At 66.7% G+C, this 16029-nt stretch carries 17 protein-coding genes; 13 read left to right on the top strand and 4 right to left on the bottom strand.

Annotation, left to right across the window (positions count from 1 at the left end; genetic code table 11):
* Window positions 1–43 precede the first annotated feature (43 nt).
* Window positions 44–994: a GlxA family transcriptional regulator gene (locus tag ACK4HL_RS11725; protein ID WP_409760468.1), complete on the top strand. Its 951-nt coding sequence runs from the start codon at window positions 44–46 to the stop codon at window positions 992–994.
* Here ACK4HL_RS11725 and ACK4HL_RS11730 read toward each other — a convergent pair.
* Window positions 949–1581, bottom strand: coding sequence for a DUF4864 domain-containing protein (locus ACK4HL_RS11730; protein ID WP_409760470.1), 633 nt, complete (start codon window positions 1579–1581; stop codon window positions 949–951). The genes ACK4HL_RS11725 and ACK4HL_RS11730 overlap by 46 nt on opposite strands.
* Before the next feature lie 251 nt (window positions 1582–1832).
* Between ACK4HL_RS11730 and ACK4HL_RS11735 the strand changes: the two genes are divergently transcribed.
* The 8 genes from ACK4HL_RS11735 (at window position 1833) to ACK4HL_RS11770 (ending at window position 10375) form a co-directional block, all read left to right on the top strand.
* Entirely contained in the window at window positions 1833–2297 is a 465-nt protein-coding gene (locus ACK4HL_RS11735) for a (2Fe-2S)-binding protein (RefSeq protein ID WP_409760472.1), read from the top strand.
* Window positions 2298–2313: 16 nt separating this feature from the next.
* Window positions 2314–4680, top strand: coding sequence for a xanthine dehydrogenase family protein molybdopterin-binding subunit (locus ACK4HL_RS11740; protein WP_409760474.1), 2367 nt, complete (start codon window positions 2314–2316; stop codon window positions 4678–4680).
* 17 nt (window positions 4681–4697) lie between these two features.
* Window positions 4698–5489 (top strand): FAD binding domain-containing protein, encoded by a 792-nt coding sequence (locus ACK4HL_RS11745; protein WP_409760476.1) that lies wholly within the window; start codon window positions 4698–4700, stop codon window positions 5487–5489.
* A 70-nt stretch (window positions 5490–5559) separates the two neighbouring features.
* A complete protein-coding gene (locus ACK4HL_RS11750) occupies window positions 5560–6483 on the top strand; it encodes an AAA family ATPase (RefSeq protein WP_409760478.1) in 924 nt (307 codons plus the stop codon).
* Between the two features lie 6 nt (window positions 6484–6489).
* Entirely contained in the window at window positions 6490–7743 is a 1254-nt protein-coding gene (locus tag ACK4HL_RS11755) for a vWA domain-containing protein (RefSeq protein ID WP_409760480.1), read from the top strand.
* A gap of 37 nt (window positions 7744–7780) precedes the next feature.
* Entirely contained in the window at window positions 7781–8104 is a 324-nt protein-coding gene (locus ACK4HL_RS11760) for an XdhC family protein (RefSeq protein ID WP_409760482.1), read from the top strand.
* The gene (locus tag ACK4HL_RS11765; RefSeq protein WP_409760484.1) at window positions 8101–8769 is read left to right on the top strand and encodes an XdhC family protein; all 669 of its coding nucleotides are present in this window, start codon (window positions 8101–8103) and stop codon (window positions 8767–8769) included. The genes ACK4HL_RS11760 and ACK4HL_RS11765 overlap by 4 nt, the downstream gene beginning before the upstream one ends.
* Before the next feature lies 1 nt (window position 8770).
* Window positions 8771–10375: an NTP transferase domain-containing protein gene (locus tag ACK4HL_RS11770; RefSeq protein ID WP_409760486.1), complete on the top strand. Its 1605-nt coding sequence runs from the start codon at window positions 8771–8773 to the stop codon at window positions 10373–10375.
* A gap of 25 nt (window positions 10376–10400) precedes the next feature.
* Here ACK4HL_RS11770 and radC read toward each other — a convergent pair whose 3' ends face one another.
* On the bottom strand, window positions 10401–11105 hold the full coding sequence (gene radC / locus ACK4HL_RS11775) for a RadC family protein (RefSeq protein ID WP_409760488.1): 705 nt from the start codon (window positions 11103–11105) through the stop codon (window positions 10401–10403).
* A gap of 4 nt (window positions 11106–11109) precedes the next feature.
* A complete protein-coding gene (gene map, locus ACK4HL_RS11780) occupies window positions 11110–11934 on the bottom strand; it encodes a type I methionyl aminopeptidase (RefSeq protein WP_409760490.1) in 825 nt (274 codons plus the stop codon).
* Window positions 11935–12147: 213 nt separating this feature from the next.
* On the opposite strand from map, the gene ACK4HL_RS11785 reads away from it, so the two are divergent.
* Window positions 12148–12909, top strand: a complete 762-nt coding sequence (locus ACK4HL_RS11785) for a competence/damage-inducible protein A (RefSeq protein WP_409760492.1) — start codon at window positions 12148–12150, stop codon at window positions 12907–12909.
* Between the two features lie 3 nt (window positions 12910–12912).
* Here ACK4HL_RS11785 and ACK4HL_RS11790 read toward each other — a convergent pair whose 3' ends face one another.
* Window positions 12913–13722 carry a response regulator gene (locus ACK4HL_RS11790; RefSeq protein WP_409760494.1) on the bottom strand — a complete coding sequence of 270 codons (810 nt, stop codon included), beginning with the start codon at window positions 13720–13722 and terminating at the stop codon, window positions 12913–12915.
* Window positions 13723–13815: 93 nt separating this feature from the next.
* On the opposite strand from ACK4HL_RS11790, the gene gpt reads away from it, so the two are divergent.
* From gpt to ACK4HL_RS11805, 3 genes are read left to right on the top strand one after another with little or no spacing between them, the layout of a single operon-like run.
* A complete protein-coding gene (gpt, locus tag ACK4HL_RS11795; RefSeq protein WP_409760496.1) occupies window positions 13816–14313 on the top strand; it encodes a xanthine phosphoribosyltransferase in 498 nt (165 codons plus the stop codon).
* A gap of 7 nt (window positions 14314–14320) precedes the next feature.
* Entirely contained in the window at window positions 14321–14707 is a 387-nt protein-coding gene (locus ACK4HL_RS11800) for a DUF3307 domain-containing protein (RefSeq protein ID WP_409760498.1), read from the top strand.
* 15 nt (window positions 14708–14722) lie between these two features.
* On the top strand, window positions 14723–16012 hold the full coding sequence (locus ACK4HL_RS11805; RefSeq protein WP_409760500.1) for an aspartate aminotransferase family protein: 1290 nt from the start codon (window positions 14723–14725) through the stop codon (window positions 16010–16012).
* Window positions 16013–16029: the final 17 nt, after the last annotated feature.

A 16029-nucleotide genomic window follows, 5' to 3' on the forward strand; every position in this document is an offset into this window, starting at 1 on the left:
TCCGGATTTGACTTTTTACGCCATAAGCTTTTCTTTTCCCGCCATGGCCCGATATGACGTTGCGTTCCTGCTCGTTCCCCGGTTCTCGATGATCGCGCTCTATGGCGCGCTCGAGCCCCTGCGCGTCGCTAACCGCTTCGCGGGGGCGGAAACCTTCTCCTGGCGCTTCGTCTCGGCAGACGGGTTTCCGGTGGCGGCCTCGAACGGCATCCCGGTCTCGGTCTCGGGCGGCCTCGCAGATATCGGCAAGCCGGACATGGCGGTGATCTCGGCTAGCTACGAGCCCGAGAAGGGCATCACCAGGCCCATGCTCTCCGCGCTGAAGGCGCTGGCCCGCAAGCGCGTTCTGCTGGCGGCGATCGACACCGGCCCCTTCCTGCTGGCCGAGGCGGGCCTCCTCGACGACTACCGCGCCACCTGCCACTGGGAGAGCCTCCCCGGTTTCCGCGAGAGCTATCCGAAGGTACAGGCCGAGCAGTCCCTCTATGTCACCGACCGCGACCGGATGACCTGTGCGGGCGGCGCGGCGGCGATCGACATGATGCTGGACTGGATCGGCAGGCTGCTCGGCAAGCCGCTCGCCGTGCTGGTGGCCGATCAGCTGGTGCATTTCCGCTCGCTGGAGCAGCCCGCCCAGGCCCGGCTTCCCGCGGCCGCGCGCTACGGCACCACGGATTCGCGCCTCCTCAGGATCATCACCGCCATGGAAGAGCAGGGGGAAGACCCGCTCGATGCCGAAGCGCTCGCCACCGTGGCAGGCATCTCCGTGCGGCAGATGGAGCGCCTCTTCGCCGAGAAGCTCGGCGAGCGGCCGATGGGTTTCTACCTGAAGCTCCGGCTCGAGAAGGCCGAACGCCTAATTACCTATTCAGGAATGAGCATGCGCGAGATCGCGGTGGCCTGCGGCTTCTCCTCGTTGCCGCTCTTCTCGCGGAGCTTCCGGGCCCGTTATGGCAGGCCGCCCTCAGCCCTCCGGGCCCTCAGGGCGGAATGATGTTCGGCGAATTCACTCTTGCTTGCCTTCTTCCCGTCACCCCGCCGCAAGCCGCGGTCCAGCGTTGGGCGCTCGCTGTGTGACACGTGAGCTGGATTCCGGCCTTCGCCGGAATGACAGCATGAAGAGGCAGCATCATTCCGAGCTAGCCCCCCGCCTGCCATTGTCGGATGGCGTCGAGCGGCCAGACCAGCATCACCATTGATCAGCCATGTCCCGTCCGGCTGGCGTTCCATGGTGTAGATCGCCTCGTAGGAAAGCCCGTCGGGGCCCACGAGGCTCACCCGCTGGGTGGGGCGTCCGGAGGCGCCGAACGTGGCATCTCCGAAGCGGAATGACTGAGGCCGGTAGACCGGCATGTAGCCGTTCCGCACCATTTTCATGAAGAGTTCGGGATCCGGGAAGATCCGCTTGATCGAGGGCGCTGCGAAAGCATAGGCGCGCGGGCCGTCATCCGCGCGGAACGCCTCGATCTGGCCGGTGATGACCTCCGCGAAGGCCGCCTTGTCCTGTGGGCTCAGGGTGTCGGCGCGGGCGGGCGGGGCGAGAAGCAGCACGAGGGCTAAGAGGCTCACGATCACATGCATTCCAACCTCCCTTTATGGCTCATAATTCGGCACATACGCCACAGCTGTTGCACCGGTTCTCCGTGTGCGCTGCAGCAATTCGACTCCACAACCTTATTTGTCCTCCGGAGCGGCCCTCCCGCCCTTGACGATCCACGAAACGCGGTTGAGTATGCGCGCGGCAATCACGGAATTCCCCAGCCGGGACAACCGCCAGTCACAGAGCGATTGAGAGCGGACCGGCCTGCGGGAGGCCAATTTGGGAGGACCCTATGCCTGCAATCTCCATGAAGGTGAACGGACAGGCCGTGTGCGGAGAGGTCGAAGGCCGCACGCTGCTCGTCGAGTTCCTGCGCGACAAGCTCGGCCTTACCGGCACTCACGTCGGCTGCGACACCAGCCAGTGCGGCGCCTGCGTCGTCCACGTGGACGGCAAGGCGGTGAAGGCCTGCACGGCGCTTGCCATCGCCCATGACGGGGCGGAGGTGACCACCATCGAGGGCCTGGCGCAGAACGGCGCGCTGCACCCGATGCAGGAGGCCTTCCGCGAGCATCACGGCCTGCAGTGCGGCTTCTGCACGCCGGGCATGATCATGGCGGCGGTGGACATCGTCAACCGCCTTGGCAAGTCGCTGGACGAGAACACGATCCGCCACGAGCTCGAGGGCAACATCTGCCGCTGCACGGGCTATCACAACATCGTCGCCGCCGTGAAGGCCGGCGCGGCCAACATGTGATTGGGAGAACGATCAGATGGACAACGGAACCGGAATCGGCGCCCGCGTGAAGCGCAAGGAAGACCAGCGCTTCATCACCGGCAAGGGCAACTACACCGACGACATCAACCTGCCGCGCCAGACTTACGCCTATTTCGTGCGGAGCCCCCACGCCCATGCGGCGATCAGGTCGATTGATGCGTCCAAAGCGAAGAAGATGCCCGGCGTCGTCGGGATCTTCACCGGGGATGACGTGGCGGCCGACAAGATCGGCGGCCTCATCTGCGGCTGGATGATCCATTCGAAGGACGGCTCTCCCATGAAGGCGGGCCCGCACCCGATCCTTGCCCAGGGCAAGGTGCGCTACGTGGGCGATCACGTCGCCGTCGTCGTCGCCGAGACGAGGGAGCAGGCAAAGGCGGCCGCCGCCGCGGTCGAGGTCTCCTATGACGTGCTGGCGCATGTGGTGGACGTGGCCGAGGCCATGGGCCACAAGGCGCAGATCCACGATGCAGCGCCCGACAACCGTGTCTTCAACTGGTCGCTGGGCGATGAGGCGGCAACCGATGCCGCTTTCAAGCGCGCCGCGCACGTCACGAAGATCGACCTCGTCAACAACCGGCTGATCCCCAATGCCATGGAGCCCCGCGCCGCGATCGGCTCCTATGATACGGGGCAGGACCACTACACGCTCTACACGACCAGCCAGAACCCGCATGTGGCCCGCCTGGTGATCTCCGCCTTCCACGGTTTGGCGCCCGAGCACAAGCTCCGCGTCATCGCGCCGGACGTGGGCGGCGGCTTCGGCTCCAAGATCTTCATCTATGCCGAGGAAGTGGTCTGCGTCTGGGCCTCGAAGAAGATCGGCGGCCGCCCCATCAAGTGGACGGCGGAACGCACCGAGAGCTTCCTCGCCGACGCCCATGGCCGTGACCACGTCACCCATGCCGAGCTCGCCACCGATGCCGATGGCAAGATCATCGGCTTCAAGGTCCACACCAAGGCGGCGATGGGCGCCTATCTCTCGACCTTCGCCTCCTGCGTGCCCACCTATCTCTACGCCACGCTGCTGTCGGGCCAGTACGCGATCCCGAACATCTATGCCGAGGTGGATGCGATCTACACCAACACCGCCCCGGTCGATGCCTATCGCGGCGCCGGCCGTCCGGAAGCAACCTACGTTGTCGAGCGTATCGTCGAGACGGCGGCGCGCGAGCTGAAGATGGACCCGGCCGAATTCCGCCGGAAGAACTTCGTCACTGAGTTCCCGCACCAGACCCCCGTCATCATGTGCTATGACGCCGGCGACTACGCCGCCGCCCTGGACAAGGCCCTTGAGATCGCCGACGTCAAGGGGTTCGCGGCCCGCAAGGCGGAGGCGGCGAAGAAGGGCAGGATGAGGGGCCTTGGCTACTCGGCCTATATCGAGGCCTGCGGCATCGCGCCCTCGGCGGCCATCGGCTCGCTGGGTGCCGGCGTCGGCCTCTGGGAATCGGCGGAGGTCCGCGTCAACCCCGTCGGCACGGTGGAGATCCTCACCGGTTCCCACAGCCACGGCCAGGGCCACGAGACGACCTTCGCGCAGCTCGTCTCCGACCGTCTGGGCATCGACATCAACAACGTGTCGATCGTCCATGGCGATACCGACAAGGTGCAATTCGGCATGGGCACCTACGGCTCGCGCTCGGGTGCCGTGGGCATGACGGCCATCTCCAAGGCGCTCGACAAGATCGAAGCCAAGGCCAAGCGGGTGGCCGCCGCCGTGATGGAAGCCTCGGCGGACGACGTCGAGTTCAAGAACGGCACCTTCACGGTCAAGGGCACGGACAAGAAGATGGCCTTCGGCGAAGTGGCGCTCTCGGCCTATGTGGCCCACAAGTTCAACTCCGCCGAGATCGAGCCGGGCCTCAAGGAATCGGCCTTCCACGATCCTTCGAACTTCGTGTTCCCGGCGGGCGTGCACGTGGCCGAGGTCGAGATCGATCCCGACACCGGTGTCACCGACGTGGTGAACTACACCGCGGTCGACGACTTCGGCAACGTCATCAACCCGATGATCGTCGAGGGCCAGGTCCATGGCGGCATCACCCAGGGCATAGGCCAGGCGCTTACCGAGGGCTGCGTCTATGACAAGGAGTCTGGCCAGCTGCTGACCGGCTCCTACATGGACTACCAGATGCCGCGGGCGGCGAACGTGCCCTCCTTCAAGCTCGGCTTCACCTGCACCCCGTGCCCGTCGAACCCGCTCGGCATGAAGGGTTGCGGCGAGGCGGGCGCCATCGCCTCTCCCGCCGCCGTGATGAACGCGGTGACGGATGCGCTCGGCGTCAGGGACGTGCCGATGCCGGCCACGCCGCATGTGGTCTGGAGGACGTTGCAGCCCATGAAGAAGGCTGCGGAATAAGGCTGGAGGACGAGACAATGGAAAACTTCAACTACCATCGCCCCGCCTCCGTCGAGGATGCGGTGAAGGCCATGAAGGGCGCTTCCGACGGCAAGTTCATGTCGGGCGGCCAGACGCTGATCCCCGCGATGAAGCAGGGCCTCGCCTCGCCCTCCGACATCGTCGACCTGGGAAGCCTCCGCAACAGCGGCATCAGCGTGGGCGCCACGGTGGTCGTCAAGGCGGGCACCACCCATGCCGAGGTGGCCGGCAACGCGGACCTGAAGAGGGCCATTCCGGGGCTCGCGGCGCTCGCCGGCGGCATCGGTGACCCGCACGTGCGCCACAAGGGCACGATCGGGGGTTCGATCGCCAACAACGACCCGGCCGCGGATTATCCCTCTGCCTGCCTTGGCCTCGGCGCCACCATCCACACCTCCAGCCGCAAGATTCCGGCGGACCAGTTCTTCACCGGCATGTTCTCGACCGCGCTCCAGGAGGGCGAGGTGGTGACGGCGGTGGAGTTCCCGATCCCGAAGAAATGCGGCTACGCCAAGTTCCCGAACCCCGCCTCGCTCTATGCCATGGTCGGCGTCTTCGCCGCCCAGCTGGCCGATGGCTCGGCCCGCGTCGCGGTGACGGGGGCAGGGGCCGGCGTGTTCCGCGTCTCCGCCATGGAGGCGGCCCTGGCGAAGGATTTCTCCGCCGCGGCCCTCAATGGCATCGCGGTTCCGGCGAAGGACCTCAACAGCGACCTCCACGCCTCGGCCGAATACCGCGCCCATTTGATCACGGTCATGGCGAAGCGGGCCGTGGAGAAGGCGAAGTAGGATCGACGATCGCGAGAAGAAGGCCCGCGCATCCGCCGCGGGCCTTTTTTCTTTCAGCCGGGTAAAGCGAATGACCAAAAACCTGCCGCAAACCATTGACGAAACGGTGAAACTTCTCCGTTCCACCGGCTACATCGCCGGGCGTGACCTGGCCACCGTCGCCTTCCTCGCCCTGAGGATGGGCCGGCCCCTGTTCCTGGAGGGCGAGGCGGGTGTGGGCAAGACGGAGATCGCCAAGGTTCTGGCGGATACGCTGGGCCGCAAGCTGATCCGCCTGCAGTGCTACGAGGGGCTCGACGTCAACTCCGCCGTCTATGAGTGGAACTATTCCGCCCAGATGATCGAGATCCGCCTGGCGGAGGCCTCCGGTGAGCTCGACCGCGAGCGGCTGGGGCAGGACATCTTCGCCGAGCGCTTCCTCATCAGGCGCGCGCTGCTCCAGTCCCTTGACGCGCCGAAAGGCGAGGCGCCGGTGCTGCTGATCGACGAGCTCGACCGCACGGACGAGGCCTTCGAGGCCTTCCTCCTCGAGGTCCTGTCGGATTTCCAGGTGACCATCCCCGAACTCGGCACCATCCGCGCGGAGGAGCCGCCCATCGTCATCATCACCTCGAACCGCACGCGCGAGGTGCATGACGCGCTGAAGCGCCGCTGCCTCTATCACTGGGTGGGTTATCCGGATGCCAAGCGGGAGCTGGAAATCGTCAAGGCCCGCCGCCCGCAAGCTTCCGAGGCGCTGGCGAAAGAGGTCGTGCTCTTCGTCCAGTCGCTTCGCGGCGGCGATCTCTACAAGGCCCCTGGCGTCGCCGAGACGCTCGACTGGGTGACGGCGCTGCACGAGCTCGACGCCATGTCGCTGGACCCGCAGACGGTGAATGATACCCTCGGCGTGCTGCTCAAATACCAGGACGACATCAGCCGCATGCAGGGCACCGAGGCCAAGCGCATCCTCGACCAGATCAAGGATGAAATACGGGCAATGTCCCATACATAGAGGGCGATGCAGAACCCCTTCGCCAGCCCCGCCAACCAGAACCAGCGCCCCCTCTCCGGCAGGCTGGCCGAGAACATCATGCATTTCGCGCGCGTGCTCCGGGAGGCGGGAATCCCCGTGGGGCCGGGTGCCGTGCTGGACGCGCTCGATGCCGCCATGTCGGGCTCGCTCAGGACGCGCGACGATTTCTACTGGACGCTCCACGCCGTCTTCGTGAAGCGGCGCGACCAGCGCGAGCTCTTCGACCAGGCGTTCCACGTCTTCTGGAAGAAGCCCAAGATGCTGGAGCAGCTGATGCAGCTGTTCTTTCACCAGATCGCGCGCGACGTGGGCGAGAAGGCGAAGCAGGCGGGCTTCCGCCGCCTTGCCGAGGCCATGTTCGACAGCCAGGAAAGCCAAAGCCGCCAGCGCGAGAGAAAGGATGATATCGAGGTCGACGCCAGCTTCACGGCCTCCGCGGATGAGGTGCTGCGCCGCAAGGACTTCGAGCAGATGACGGTGGCCGAGCAGGCCCAGGCCAAGCAGGCCATCGCCCGCCTCAGGCTGCACCGCACGGAAGCGATGACGCGGCGCTGGCAGAAGGCGCTGAAGGGCCCGGCGATCGACATGCGCCGCACCCTCAAGGGCTCGCTGCGGGCAGGGGGCCACTACATCGATCTCGAGCGTCGCGAGAAGCAGTGGCACGAGCCGCCGCTCGTCGTGCTCTGCGACATCTCGGGCTCCTGCTCCAGCTATTCCCGCATGTTCCTGCACTTCCTCCACGCGCTCACCAACGACAGGGACCGCGTCACCGTCTTTCTTTTCGGCACGCGGCTGACCAACGTCACGCGCGAACTGAAGCGCCGCGACATCGACGAGGCCATGGCGAAGGTCTCGGGCGCGGTGAAGGACTGGTCGGGCGGCACGCGCATCGGCACCTCGCTGAGGGAGTTCAATTACAGATGGGCCCGCCGAGTCCTCACCCAGGGGGCGCATGTTCTGATCATGACGGACGGCCTCGATCGCGAAGACACCGGCCTTCTCGAACACGAGATGGAGCGGCTGCGGCGGCAGTCCAAGCGCATCGTCTGGCTCAACCCGCTTCTGCGTTTCGAGGGCTTCAAGGCGCTGGCCGGCGGCATCCGCGCCATGATGCCCCATGTGGACGAGTTCCGTCCGGTGCACTCCCTCGACAGCCTGCGCGATCTTGCCGCTGCCCTTGCAGGTGCGCCGGGGCCGGAGCATGATCCGAAGAGGTGGTTGAGGCAGGGGTTGCACTGAGGCTCAGGGCATTCCTGGGAACATTGAGGAGCACATCATGGCTGCATCCGATCACACGATACTCCAGCAGGCGGCGGACTGGCTGAGGGAGGGCCGCAAGGTGGCGCTTGCCACGGTGGTGGAAACCTGGGGCTCGGCCCCGCAGCCGATCGGCAGCCAGCTGGTAATCGACGAGGAAGGAAGTTTCATCGGCTCCGTCTCCGGCGGCTGCGTCGAAGGCGCCGTCGTGACCGAGGCGCTGGACATCATCGCCTCTGGAAAGGCGAAGCTCCTCCAGTTCGGCGTGGCGGACGAGACCGCCTGGAAGGTGGGCCTCGCCTGCGGCGGCCGCATCGGCGTCTATGTGGAGCCCATCCATTGAAGCGTGAGATTCTCGAGAGGCTCCTCGCCGCCCGCACCGGGCGCGAGGCCGTTGCCCTCGTCACCGATCTCGCCACCGGCGAACAGCGCCTCGTGCCGCGGAAGAATGCCGCGAATGATCCGCTGGCGGAGCAACTCGACGAGGCCTTCCGCTTCGATCAGTCCGGCAGTCATGACGGCCAGTTCATCAACATCCATAACCCGCCCCTGCGTCTCGTCGTCATCGGCGCCGTCCACATCGCGCAGAGCGTCATCCCCATCGCGCAGCAGCTCGGCTATGACGTCACCGTGATCGACCCGCGCGGCGCCTTCGCCACCGGCGCGCGCTTCCCCGGCGTGGCGCTCCACGCCGACTGGCCCGACGAGGTGATCCCGCAGATCGGCCTGGACCCGAGAACGGCACTCCTCGCCCTGACGCATGACCCGAAGATCGACGATCCGGCGCTCCAGGCCGCGCTGAACTCGGACGTCTTCTACATCGGCGCCCTCGGCTCGAAGAAGACGCAAGCCTCGCGCGCCCAGCGCCTGAGGGAAGCGGGCTTCACGGACCAGCAGCTCGCCCGCATCCACGGCCCCATCGGCCTCGCCATCGGCGCCAAGGGCGCGCCCGAGATCGCGGTATCGATCATGGCCGAGGTCACCCGCGCGCTGCGCCTCGGGGAGTGACATGATCTTCGGGGAAATGCCTCTCGCCGGGGCCGAGGGCGCCATTCTCGCTCACGCGGTGAAGCACCAGGCCGGCATGTTCAAGAAGGGGCGCGTCCTCACCGCGGACGACATCGCCCTCCTGAAATCGGCCGGCGTCGCCACCGTCTTTGCCGCGAGACTGGGAGCTGACGACGTGCCGGAAGACGAGGCCGCCGCGGCCGTCGCCCGTCTCGTCGGCGCGGAGGGAACACTGGCCCAGGCGCCCTTCACCGGCCGGGCCAATCTTCACGCTGCAACGCGCGGCCTCGCCATCGTGGACGTGGAGCGCGTCCGGGCGCTGAACCGGCTGCACGAGAGCCTTACGCTCGCCACCGTCCAGCCCTTCGCCATCGTCGAGGAGCGCGAGATGGTGGCCACCGTGAAGGTCATCCCCTTCGCCGTGCCACGTCCGGTGCTGGAGAAGGCCCTCGCCATCATCGGCGATGCGCCGCTCCTGCGCGTGGAGGCCTTCCGCGACAAGCGCGTCGGGCTCGCCATCACCCGGCTGCCGCAGACGAAGCCCTCGATCATCGCCAAGTCGGAGGATGCGATCCGCGAGCGCGTGACGGGCCTCGGCGGCGAACTCTCCGCCGTCCGCATCGTGCCGCACGAGATCGCCGCCGTCACCGCGGCAATCGCCGATCTGATGGCGCAGGGCTGCGATCCCGTCCTCGTCTTCGGCGCCTCGGCCATCGTCGACAGGGGCGACGTCATTCCCATGGCGCTCGTCAAGGCGGGGGGGCGCGTCCTCCATCTCGGCATGCCGGTCGACCCTGGCAACCTCATGATGTTCGGCTCGCTCGATGACGTGCCGGTGATTGGCGTTCCCTCCTGCGCGCGCTCGCCCAAGCTCAACGGCTTCGACTGGGTGCTGGCCCGCGTCATGGCCGGCGTGCCCGTCACCCCGCAGGACATCATGGACATGGGGGCAGGGGGCCTCCTGGCCGAAATCCCGTCGCGCCCCACCCCGCGCGAGGGGAAGCCCAAGCCGCAGCGGGCGCCGCGCGTGGCGGCCATCGTGCTCGCCGCCGGGCAATCCTCGCGCATGGGCGTGAACAAGCTTCTCGCCGATTTCCGCGGCCAGCCGATGATCCGCCGCACCGTTGCCGCCATGCGCCAGGCGGCGGATTTGACGGTCGTGGTGACGGGCAGGGATGAGGAGGAGATCGCAGCGGCTCTCGAGGGCTTGCCCGTCGGCTTCGTCCACAACCCGGATTTCGCGGAAGGCCTCTCCACGTCCCTCCGCGCCGGCATCGCGGCGCTGCCGCCCGATACCGATGCCGCGGTGATCGCCCTGGGCGACATGCCGCTGGTGACGCCCGAGGAGGTGCGCCGCCTCATCGCCGCTTACAGCCCCGCCGAGCACCGCTCCATCTGCGTACCCGTCCACCGGGGGCGCCGCGGCAACCCCGTGCTGTGGGGCCGCCAGCACTTCGAGGCGCTGAAGGCCCTCGAGGGCGATACCGGCGCCCGCGTTCTGTTCGAGGCTCTGGCGGAAGAGATCGTCGAAGTGGCGGTGCCGGAGGATGCAGTGCTGAAGGACGCCGACACGCCGGAGGCGCTGGCAGCGCTGAGGAGCGGGTGAGGGCCGCTCCTGACGCGTGCCGTCTTCAGATCAGCCCGTTCGAGCGAAAGCTGAAATGGCCCTTCCGTCCCACGATCACGTGATCGTGGACGGTCAAACCCAGCCGCTGCCCCGCATCGACGATCTTCTTCGTCATCTCGATGTCGGCAAGCGAAGGCGTCGGGTCGCCCGAGGGATGGTTGTGCACCAGCACCAGCGCCGAGGCCGCGAGCTCCAGCGCCCGCTTGATCACCTCGCGCGGATAGACGGGGGTATGGTCCACCGTGCCTTCCTGCTGCACTTCGTCCGCGATCACCTGGTTCTTCTTGTCGAGAAACAAGATGCGCACCTGCTCGATGTCGCTGAAGGCCATGGCGGCGCGCACATAGTCCAGAATGGCGTTCCAGGTGTTCAGCACCGGCCGGTTGATCACCTGGCCGCGCATCAGCCGCATCGCCGCTGCGTGCACGATCTTGATCTCGGTCGCCACCGCTTCGCCCACGCCGCGCACCTCCATCAGGCGCTCGGGTTCGGCGCTCAGCACTTCCGCGAAGGTGCCGAAACGGGCCAGCAGCTGCTTGGCCAGCGGTTTGGTGTCGCCCCGCTTGATGGCGCGGAACAGCACCATCTCGAGAAGCTCGTAGTCGGGCATCGCTTCGGCGCCCGAGTCGCGGAAACGTTCTTTCAGCCTTTCGCGGTGACCGAGGAAATGCGGCAGCGGCTTGTCGCCCGCATCCTCGAAGCCCGCCATCGGCTCAGACCTTGTAAGGCGGGTGGTGCAGGCCCTTGGGCGAGAGGGTGAAGATCTCCACCCCCGTCTCGGTCACGCCCACCGTATGCTCGAACTGCGCGGAGAGCGATCGGTCGCGCGTCACCGCCGTCCAGCCGTCGCCCAGGATCTTCACGTGCGGCCGGCCGAGATTGATCATGGGCTCGATGGTGAAGAACATGCCGGGCTTCAGCTCCACGCCCTCACCGGGCCTCCCGTAATGCAGAACGTTGGGATGGTCGTGGAACACGCGACCCAATCCGTGGCCGCAGAAATCGCGCACCACGGAGCAGCGCTCCGCCTCGGCATGGGTCTGGATGGCGTGGCCGATGTCGCCCAGGTGCGCCCCGGGCCGCACCGCGGCGATGCCGCGCATCAGGCATTCATAGGTTACTTCGACGAGACGCTCGGCCTTCCGGCTCACCTCGCCCACATTGTACATGCGGCTCGAATCGCCGTGCCAGCCGTCGACGATCAGCGTCACGTCGATGTTGACGATGTCCCCCTCGCGCAGCGGCTTGTCGTTGGGGATGCCATGACAGACGACGTGGTTGATCGAGGTGCAGATCGACTTCGGATATCCGCGGTAGTTGTAGGGTGCGGGCACCGCCTTGTGGTCGCGGGCGAATTCCACGATCACCCGGTCGAGTTCCTCCGTCGTCACGCCCGGCTTCACAAGTGGAACGAGCAGGTCGAGCGCCTCCGCCGTCAGCCGCCCGGCCTTGCGCATGCCCTCGAAATCGGCGGCGCCGTGCAGCTTGATGCGGTTGGTACGATGGGAGGATGCGTCGTCGGCGGCGGCGTAAGTCATTGAAGGGCTACCCAGAACCGGGATCGCCCGGCAAGCTGTGAGTGTCTCGTTCGGCAAGTTTACAGGATCGGGCGAAAGCCTCAACAGGCGCTTTCCCATGTGATCCCCGCTGCACATAGTGCCCCGGAGGTGCCGCCGCAAGGGTGCGGGCCTGTGCGATTGACACTCAGCCCCGCCGCTGGCACAGCCCGCCACGAACATGGGCTTGCACAGATGACCACCGCTCAACTCACCGCCGCCGTCCTGTTGATCGGGGACGAGATCCTCTCCGGCCGCACCAAGGACAAGAACCTCGGCTTCATCGCCGACTATCTCACCGCCATGGGCATCGATCTCAAGGAGGCCCGCGTCGTCTCCGACCAGGAGGAGGAAATCGTCACCGCGCTCAACGCGCTCCGCCGCCGCTATACCTATGTCTTCACCACCGGCGGAATTGGCCCCACCCATGACGACATCACGGCAGACGCCGTGGCGAAGGCGTTCGGTGTGCCCATCGACCACGATCCGAAGGCGGTTGAAATCCTTCTCGCCTATTTCCGCGAACTGGGACGGGAGCCCAACGAAGCGCGCATGCGCATGGCGCGGATCCCGCAGGGCGCCAGCCTCATCGACAACCCCGTCTCGAAGGCGCCGGGCTTTCAGATCGACAACGTCTTCGTCCTGGCGGGCGTGCCGAAGATCATGCAGGCCATGATGGAAGACGTGGCGAAGAGGCTTTCGCGCGGCGTTCCCATGCTATCGCGCAATGTCGAGTTCCGCGGCGGCGAGGGCGATGCAGCGAAGCCCCTTGGGGAAATCCAGAAAGCCTTCCCCTCCGTGGTGATCGGATCCTATCCCTTTCAGGCGCCCGATGGCTTCGCCACCAACCTCGTGCTGCGCTCGCGCGATGCCGCGGCCCTCGAGGAGGCGCATGCCGCCGTTCGCCGCATGGCGCAGGAACTCACCGAAGCGGGCAAGGCCCGCGGCTGGAGTTGAGGCTCAGGCTGCAAGCGCCCGGCTGAGCCCCTCCGCCAGTTCGGCGCGGCCGAACGGCTTGGTGAGCAGCGGCGTCGCGCCGTCGGGCAGCTCCCCCTGGCCCGTCATGAACAGCAGCTTGAGGCCGGGCCGCAGCGCCAGCGCCTTTTCCGCCATGTCGGTTCCGCTCATGCCGCCCCGCATCACGATGTCGGTCAGCACCAGGCCGATCTCCGGCCGCTCCGCGATGGCCGTCAGCCCTTCCGCACCCGTCGCGGCGGTCATGACCTCATGCCCGAGGTCGGCGAGGAGTGCGGCAGCCACGCCGCGCACGGCCTCGTTGTCTTCCACCACCAGCACCAGGGCCGTCGAGGCGGCCGGGGAAGGGGGAGGGGGCAAGCTGCCCGGGGCGTCGGCCTCCAAGTGCAGGGCCCAGGCCTCTCCCGGGCCGGGCGGCTGGGCGATGAGCATCAGGATGTCCTTGCCCTGATCCCGCAGCATCTGGTGGGAGAAGCGGGTGCTCCGGGCAGGCCCGAGTGGCGCGGCGAAGCTCACCTCCACCAGCGGAAGTTCGCCGCTGCCGCCGCCATCGCGGATTTCGCGGGCGGAAAGGGGCCCTGTGCCATAGCGGGCCAGCCGTTTTCCCGCGAGGTCCCCGGCGCTGCACCCCCAGCGGGCGAGCAGTGCCTTGCTCACGGCCAGCACCTCCCCGTCCGGCTGGCTCACCGCCAGCATCTCGAGCCGGGCGGCGTCGAAGGCCATCACCATGCTCGCGAGCAGGCCTGTGGGTGCAGTGAGGGGATGCGGCGAGGACTTGCTGTTCTGGCGGGTCATGCAACCCAGACTGCACATGCCGGGTTAATGTCCGATTGCGCGGAGCCGGCCCTTTCGGGCATAACCCTTCCAGAAGGTGAAGGGCCGCAGAACATGGACGAGAAGTGGCAGAAGAGTTTCCCGGTCTCCTGGGACCAGTTTCACCGGGATGCGCGCGCGCTCGCCTGGCGGCTGTCGGGGGCAGGGCCCTTCCGCGCCGTCGTCGCGGTCACCCGGGGCGGCCTCGTCCCGGCCGCGGTCGTCGCCCGCGAACTCGGCATCCGGGTCATCGAGACGGTCTGTGTCGCCTCCTACGACTATGACAGGCAGGGCGAGATCCAGGTCCTGAAGGGCATCGGCGAGGCCGTTTCCGGCGGGGCAGGGGGCGAGGGGGTGCTGATCGTCGACGATCTCGTGGATACCGGCGCCACCGCGCGAGTGGTGCGCGAGATGCTGCCCAAGGCCCATTTCGCGACCGTATATGCCAAGCCCGCCGGCCGCCCGCTCGTCGACACCTTCATAACCGAAGTCAGCCAGGACACTTGGATCTATCTCCCCTGGGACATGGACCTGCAGTTCGCCCCGCCGATCCGCGACAAGGCCACCGCCTGACCGCCAGATGGAGAGCGTCTCCCCAGCGGGCCTCCTGCTTCTCCTCGCGCTGCTCCAATTGAAGCATGCGCTCTGCGACGGCCCGCTCCAGACCCGCCGCATGGTCGCGGCCAAGGGCCGTTACGGTTCGCCGGGAGGCCTCGCCCATGCCGGCCTCCACGGCGCGGGCAGCCTTCTCGCTCTCCTCGCCTTCGGCATGGCTGCCCTTCCGGTGCTCGTGCTGGCGGCGGCCGACGCCGTGATCCATTATCACACCGACTTCGCCAAGGAGAGCGTGGTGCGCCGCGCCGGCTGGACGCCCGAGAACACCTATTTCTGGTGGGCGATGACGACGGACCAGCTCGTCCACCAGCTCACCTATCTCGCCATGGCGTTGGCCGTCACCCTGATCTGATCGAGGACATCCGCCGTGCCCAGCATCGACACCGCCCTTGAGGAGGCCATGGACGCCTTCGCCGCCCGCAACCCGACGAGCCGGGCGCTTCAGGTACGGGCCGCCGCCGTCATGCCGGGCGGCAACACCCGCACCGTGCTGTTCACCAGGCCATTTCCGCTTCGCGTGGCAAAAGCGCAGGGCGCTACCCTCACCGACGCCGACGGCCACGATTACCTCGACCTCCTCGGTGAATATTCGGCCGGCATCTACGGCCATTCCCATCCCCGCATCCTCGAAGCGGCTCGCGCCGCGCTCGAGAAGGGCCTCAATCTCGGTGCCCACCACGAAGGCGAGGTGAAACTCGCCGAGGTGGTGACGAAGCGCTTCCACCTCGATCTCGTGCGCTTCACCAATTCCGGCACCGAGGCAAACATGATGGCGCTCGCCGCCGCGCGCAGCTTCACCGGCCGCCGCAGTATCATGCCGATGGAGGGCGGCTATCATGGCGGCACCCTCTATTTCGCTCACGGCGCCTCCCCCGTGAACGCCCCCTTCGACTGCGTGATGGCCCGCTTCAACGACGTCGAGACCACCCGCCGGCTGATCGCGGAGAATGCGGACGAACTCGCCGCCGTCATATTGGAGCCCATGCTGGGAAGCGGCGGCTGCATTCCCGCATCGCCGGAGTTCCTCTCGATGCTGAGGGAGGAGACGGCCAGGCGCGGCATTGTCCTGATCTTCGACGAGGTGATGACCTCGCGTCTGCACCCCGGTGGCCTCTCGGAGAAGTTCGGCATCGAGCCGGACCTCAAGACGCTCGGAAAGTATGTCGGCGGCGGCATGAGCTTCGGCGCGTTCGGTGGCAAGCGGGAGATCATGGAGCTGTTCGACCCGACAAGGCCCAATTCGCTCCCCCATGCCGGGACGTTCAACAACAACACTCTCACCATGACGGTGGGTGCCGTCGCCATGACCGACATATACACGCATGAAGCGTGCAACGAACTCAACGCGCGCGGCAACATTTTACGTGCCAAACTCAACGATCTGTTCATGCGCTACCAGGTGAAGATGAAGGCGACGGGGCAGGGCTCGATGATCTGCATCCACCCGGCCGCTCATGACATCACTTCGCCCGAGTCCTTGGAAAAGACCGATAAGCGATTGAGACAGCTTCTTTTTCTCGATCTGCTCGAGGAGGGCGTCTACATCGCGGAACGGGGTTTCATGGCGCTCTCGCTGATGGTGACGGATAGCGATTGCGAGAGGCTTGTCGAGGCCGTCGAAACCCACATCACGCGCCGCCGCGACCTGCAGGTCTGATGACGCTACCAGCGAGG

The sequence above is a fragment of the Aestuariivirga sp. genome (assembly GCF_046294715.1).
Taxonomy (GTDB): Bacteria; Pseudomonadota; Alphaproteobacteria; order Rhizobiales; family Aestuariivirgaceae; genus Aestuariivirga.

Excerpts from the sequence above, each read along its gene's own strand:
- ACK4HL_RS11725 (WP_409760468.1), top strand. The coding sequence starts at position 44 with ATGGCCCGATATGACGTTGCGTTCCTGCTCGTTCCCCGGTTCTCGATG.
- ACK4HL_RS11730 (WP_409760470.1), bottom strand. The coding sequence starts at position 1,581 with ATGCATGTGATCGTGAGCCTCTTAGCCCTCGTGCTGCTTCTCGCCCCG.
- ACK4HL_RS11735 (WP_409760472.1), top strand. The coding sequence starts at position 1,833 with ATGCCTGCAATCTCCATGAAGGTGAACGGACAGGCCGTGTGCGGAGAG.
- ACK4HL_RS11740 (WP_409760474.1), top strand. The coding sequence starts at position 2,314 with ATGGACAACGGAACCGGAATCGGCGCCCGCGTGAAGCGCAAGGAAGAC.
- ACK4HL_RS11745 (WP_409760476.1), top strand. The coding sequence starts at position 4,698 with ATGGAAAACTTCAACTACCATCGCCCCGCCTCCGTCGAGGATGCGGTG.
- ACK4HL_RS11750 (WP_409760478.1), top strand. The coding sequence starts at position 5,560 with ATGACCAAAAACCTGCCGCAAACCATTGACGAAACGGTGAAACTTCTC.
- ACK4HL_RS11755 (WP_409760480.1), top strand. The coding sequence starts at position 6,490 with ATGCAGAACCCCTTCGCCAGCCCCGCCAACCAGAACCAGCGCCCCCTC.
- ACK4HL_RS11760 (WP_409760482.1), top strand. The coding sequence starts at position 7,781 with ATGGCTGCATCCGATCACACGATACTCCAGCAGGCGGCGGACTGGCTG.
- ACK4HL_RS11770 (WP_409760486.1), top strand. The coding sequence starts at position 8,771 with ATGATCTTCGGGGAAATGCCTCTCGCCGGGGCCGAGGGCGCCATTCTC.
- radC (WP_409760488.1), bottom strand. The coding sequence starts at position 11,105 with ATGGCGGGCTTCGAGGATGCGGGCGACAAGCCGCTGCCGCATTTCCTC.
- map (WP_409760490.1), bottom strand. The coding sequence starts at position 11,934 with ATGACTTACGCCGCCGCCGACGACGCATCCTCCCATCGTACCAACCGC.
- ACK4HL_RS11785 (WP_409760492.1), top strand. The coding sequence starts at position 12,148 with ATGACCACCGCTCAACTCACCGCCGCCGTCCTGTTGATCGGGGACGAG.
- ACK4HL_RS11790 (WP_409760494.1), bottom strand. The coding sequence starts at position 13,722 with ATGACCCGCCAGAACAGCAAGTCCTCGCCGCATCCCCTCACTGCACCC.
- gpt (WP_409760496.1), top strand. The coding sequence starts at position 13,816 with ATGGACGAGAAGTGGCAGAAGAGTTTCCCGGTCTCCTGGGACCAGTTT.
- ACK4HL_RS11800 (WP_409760498.1), top strand. The coding sequence starts at position 14,321 with ATGGAGAGCGTCTCCCCAGCGGGCCTCCTGCTTCTCCTCGCGCTGCTC.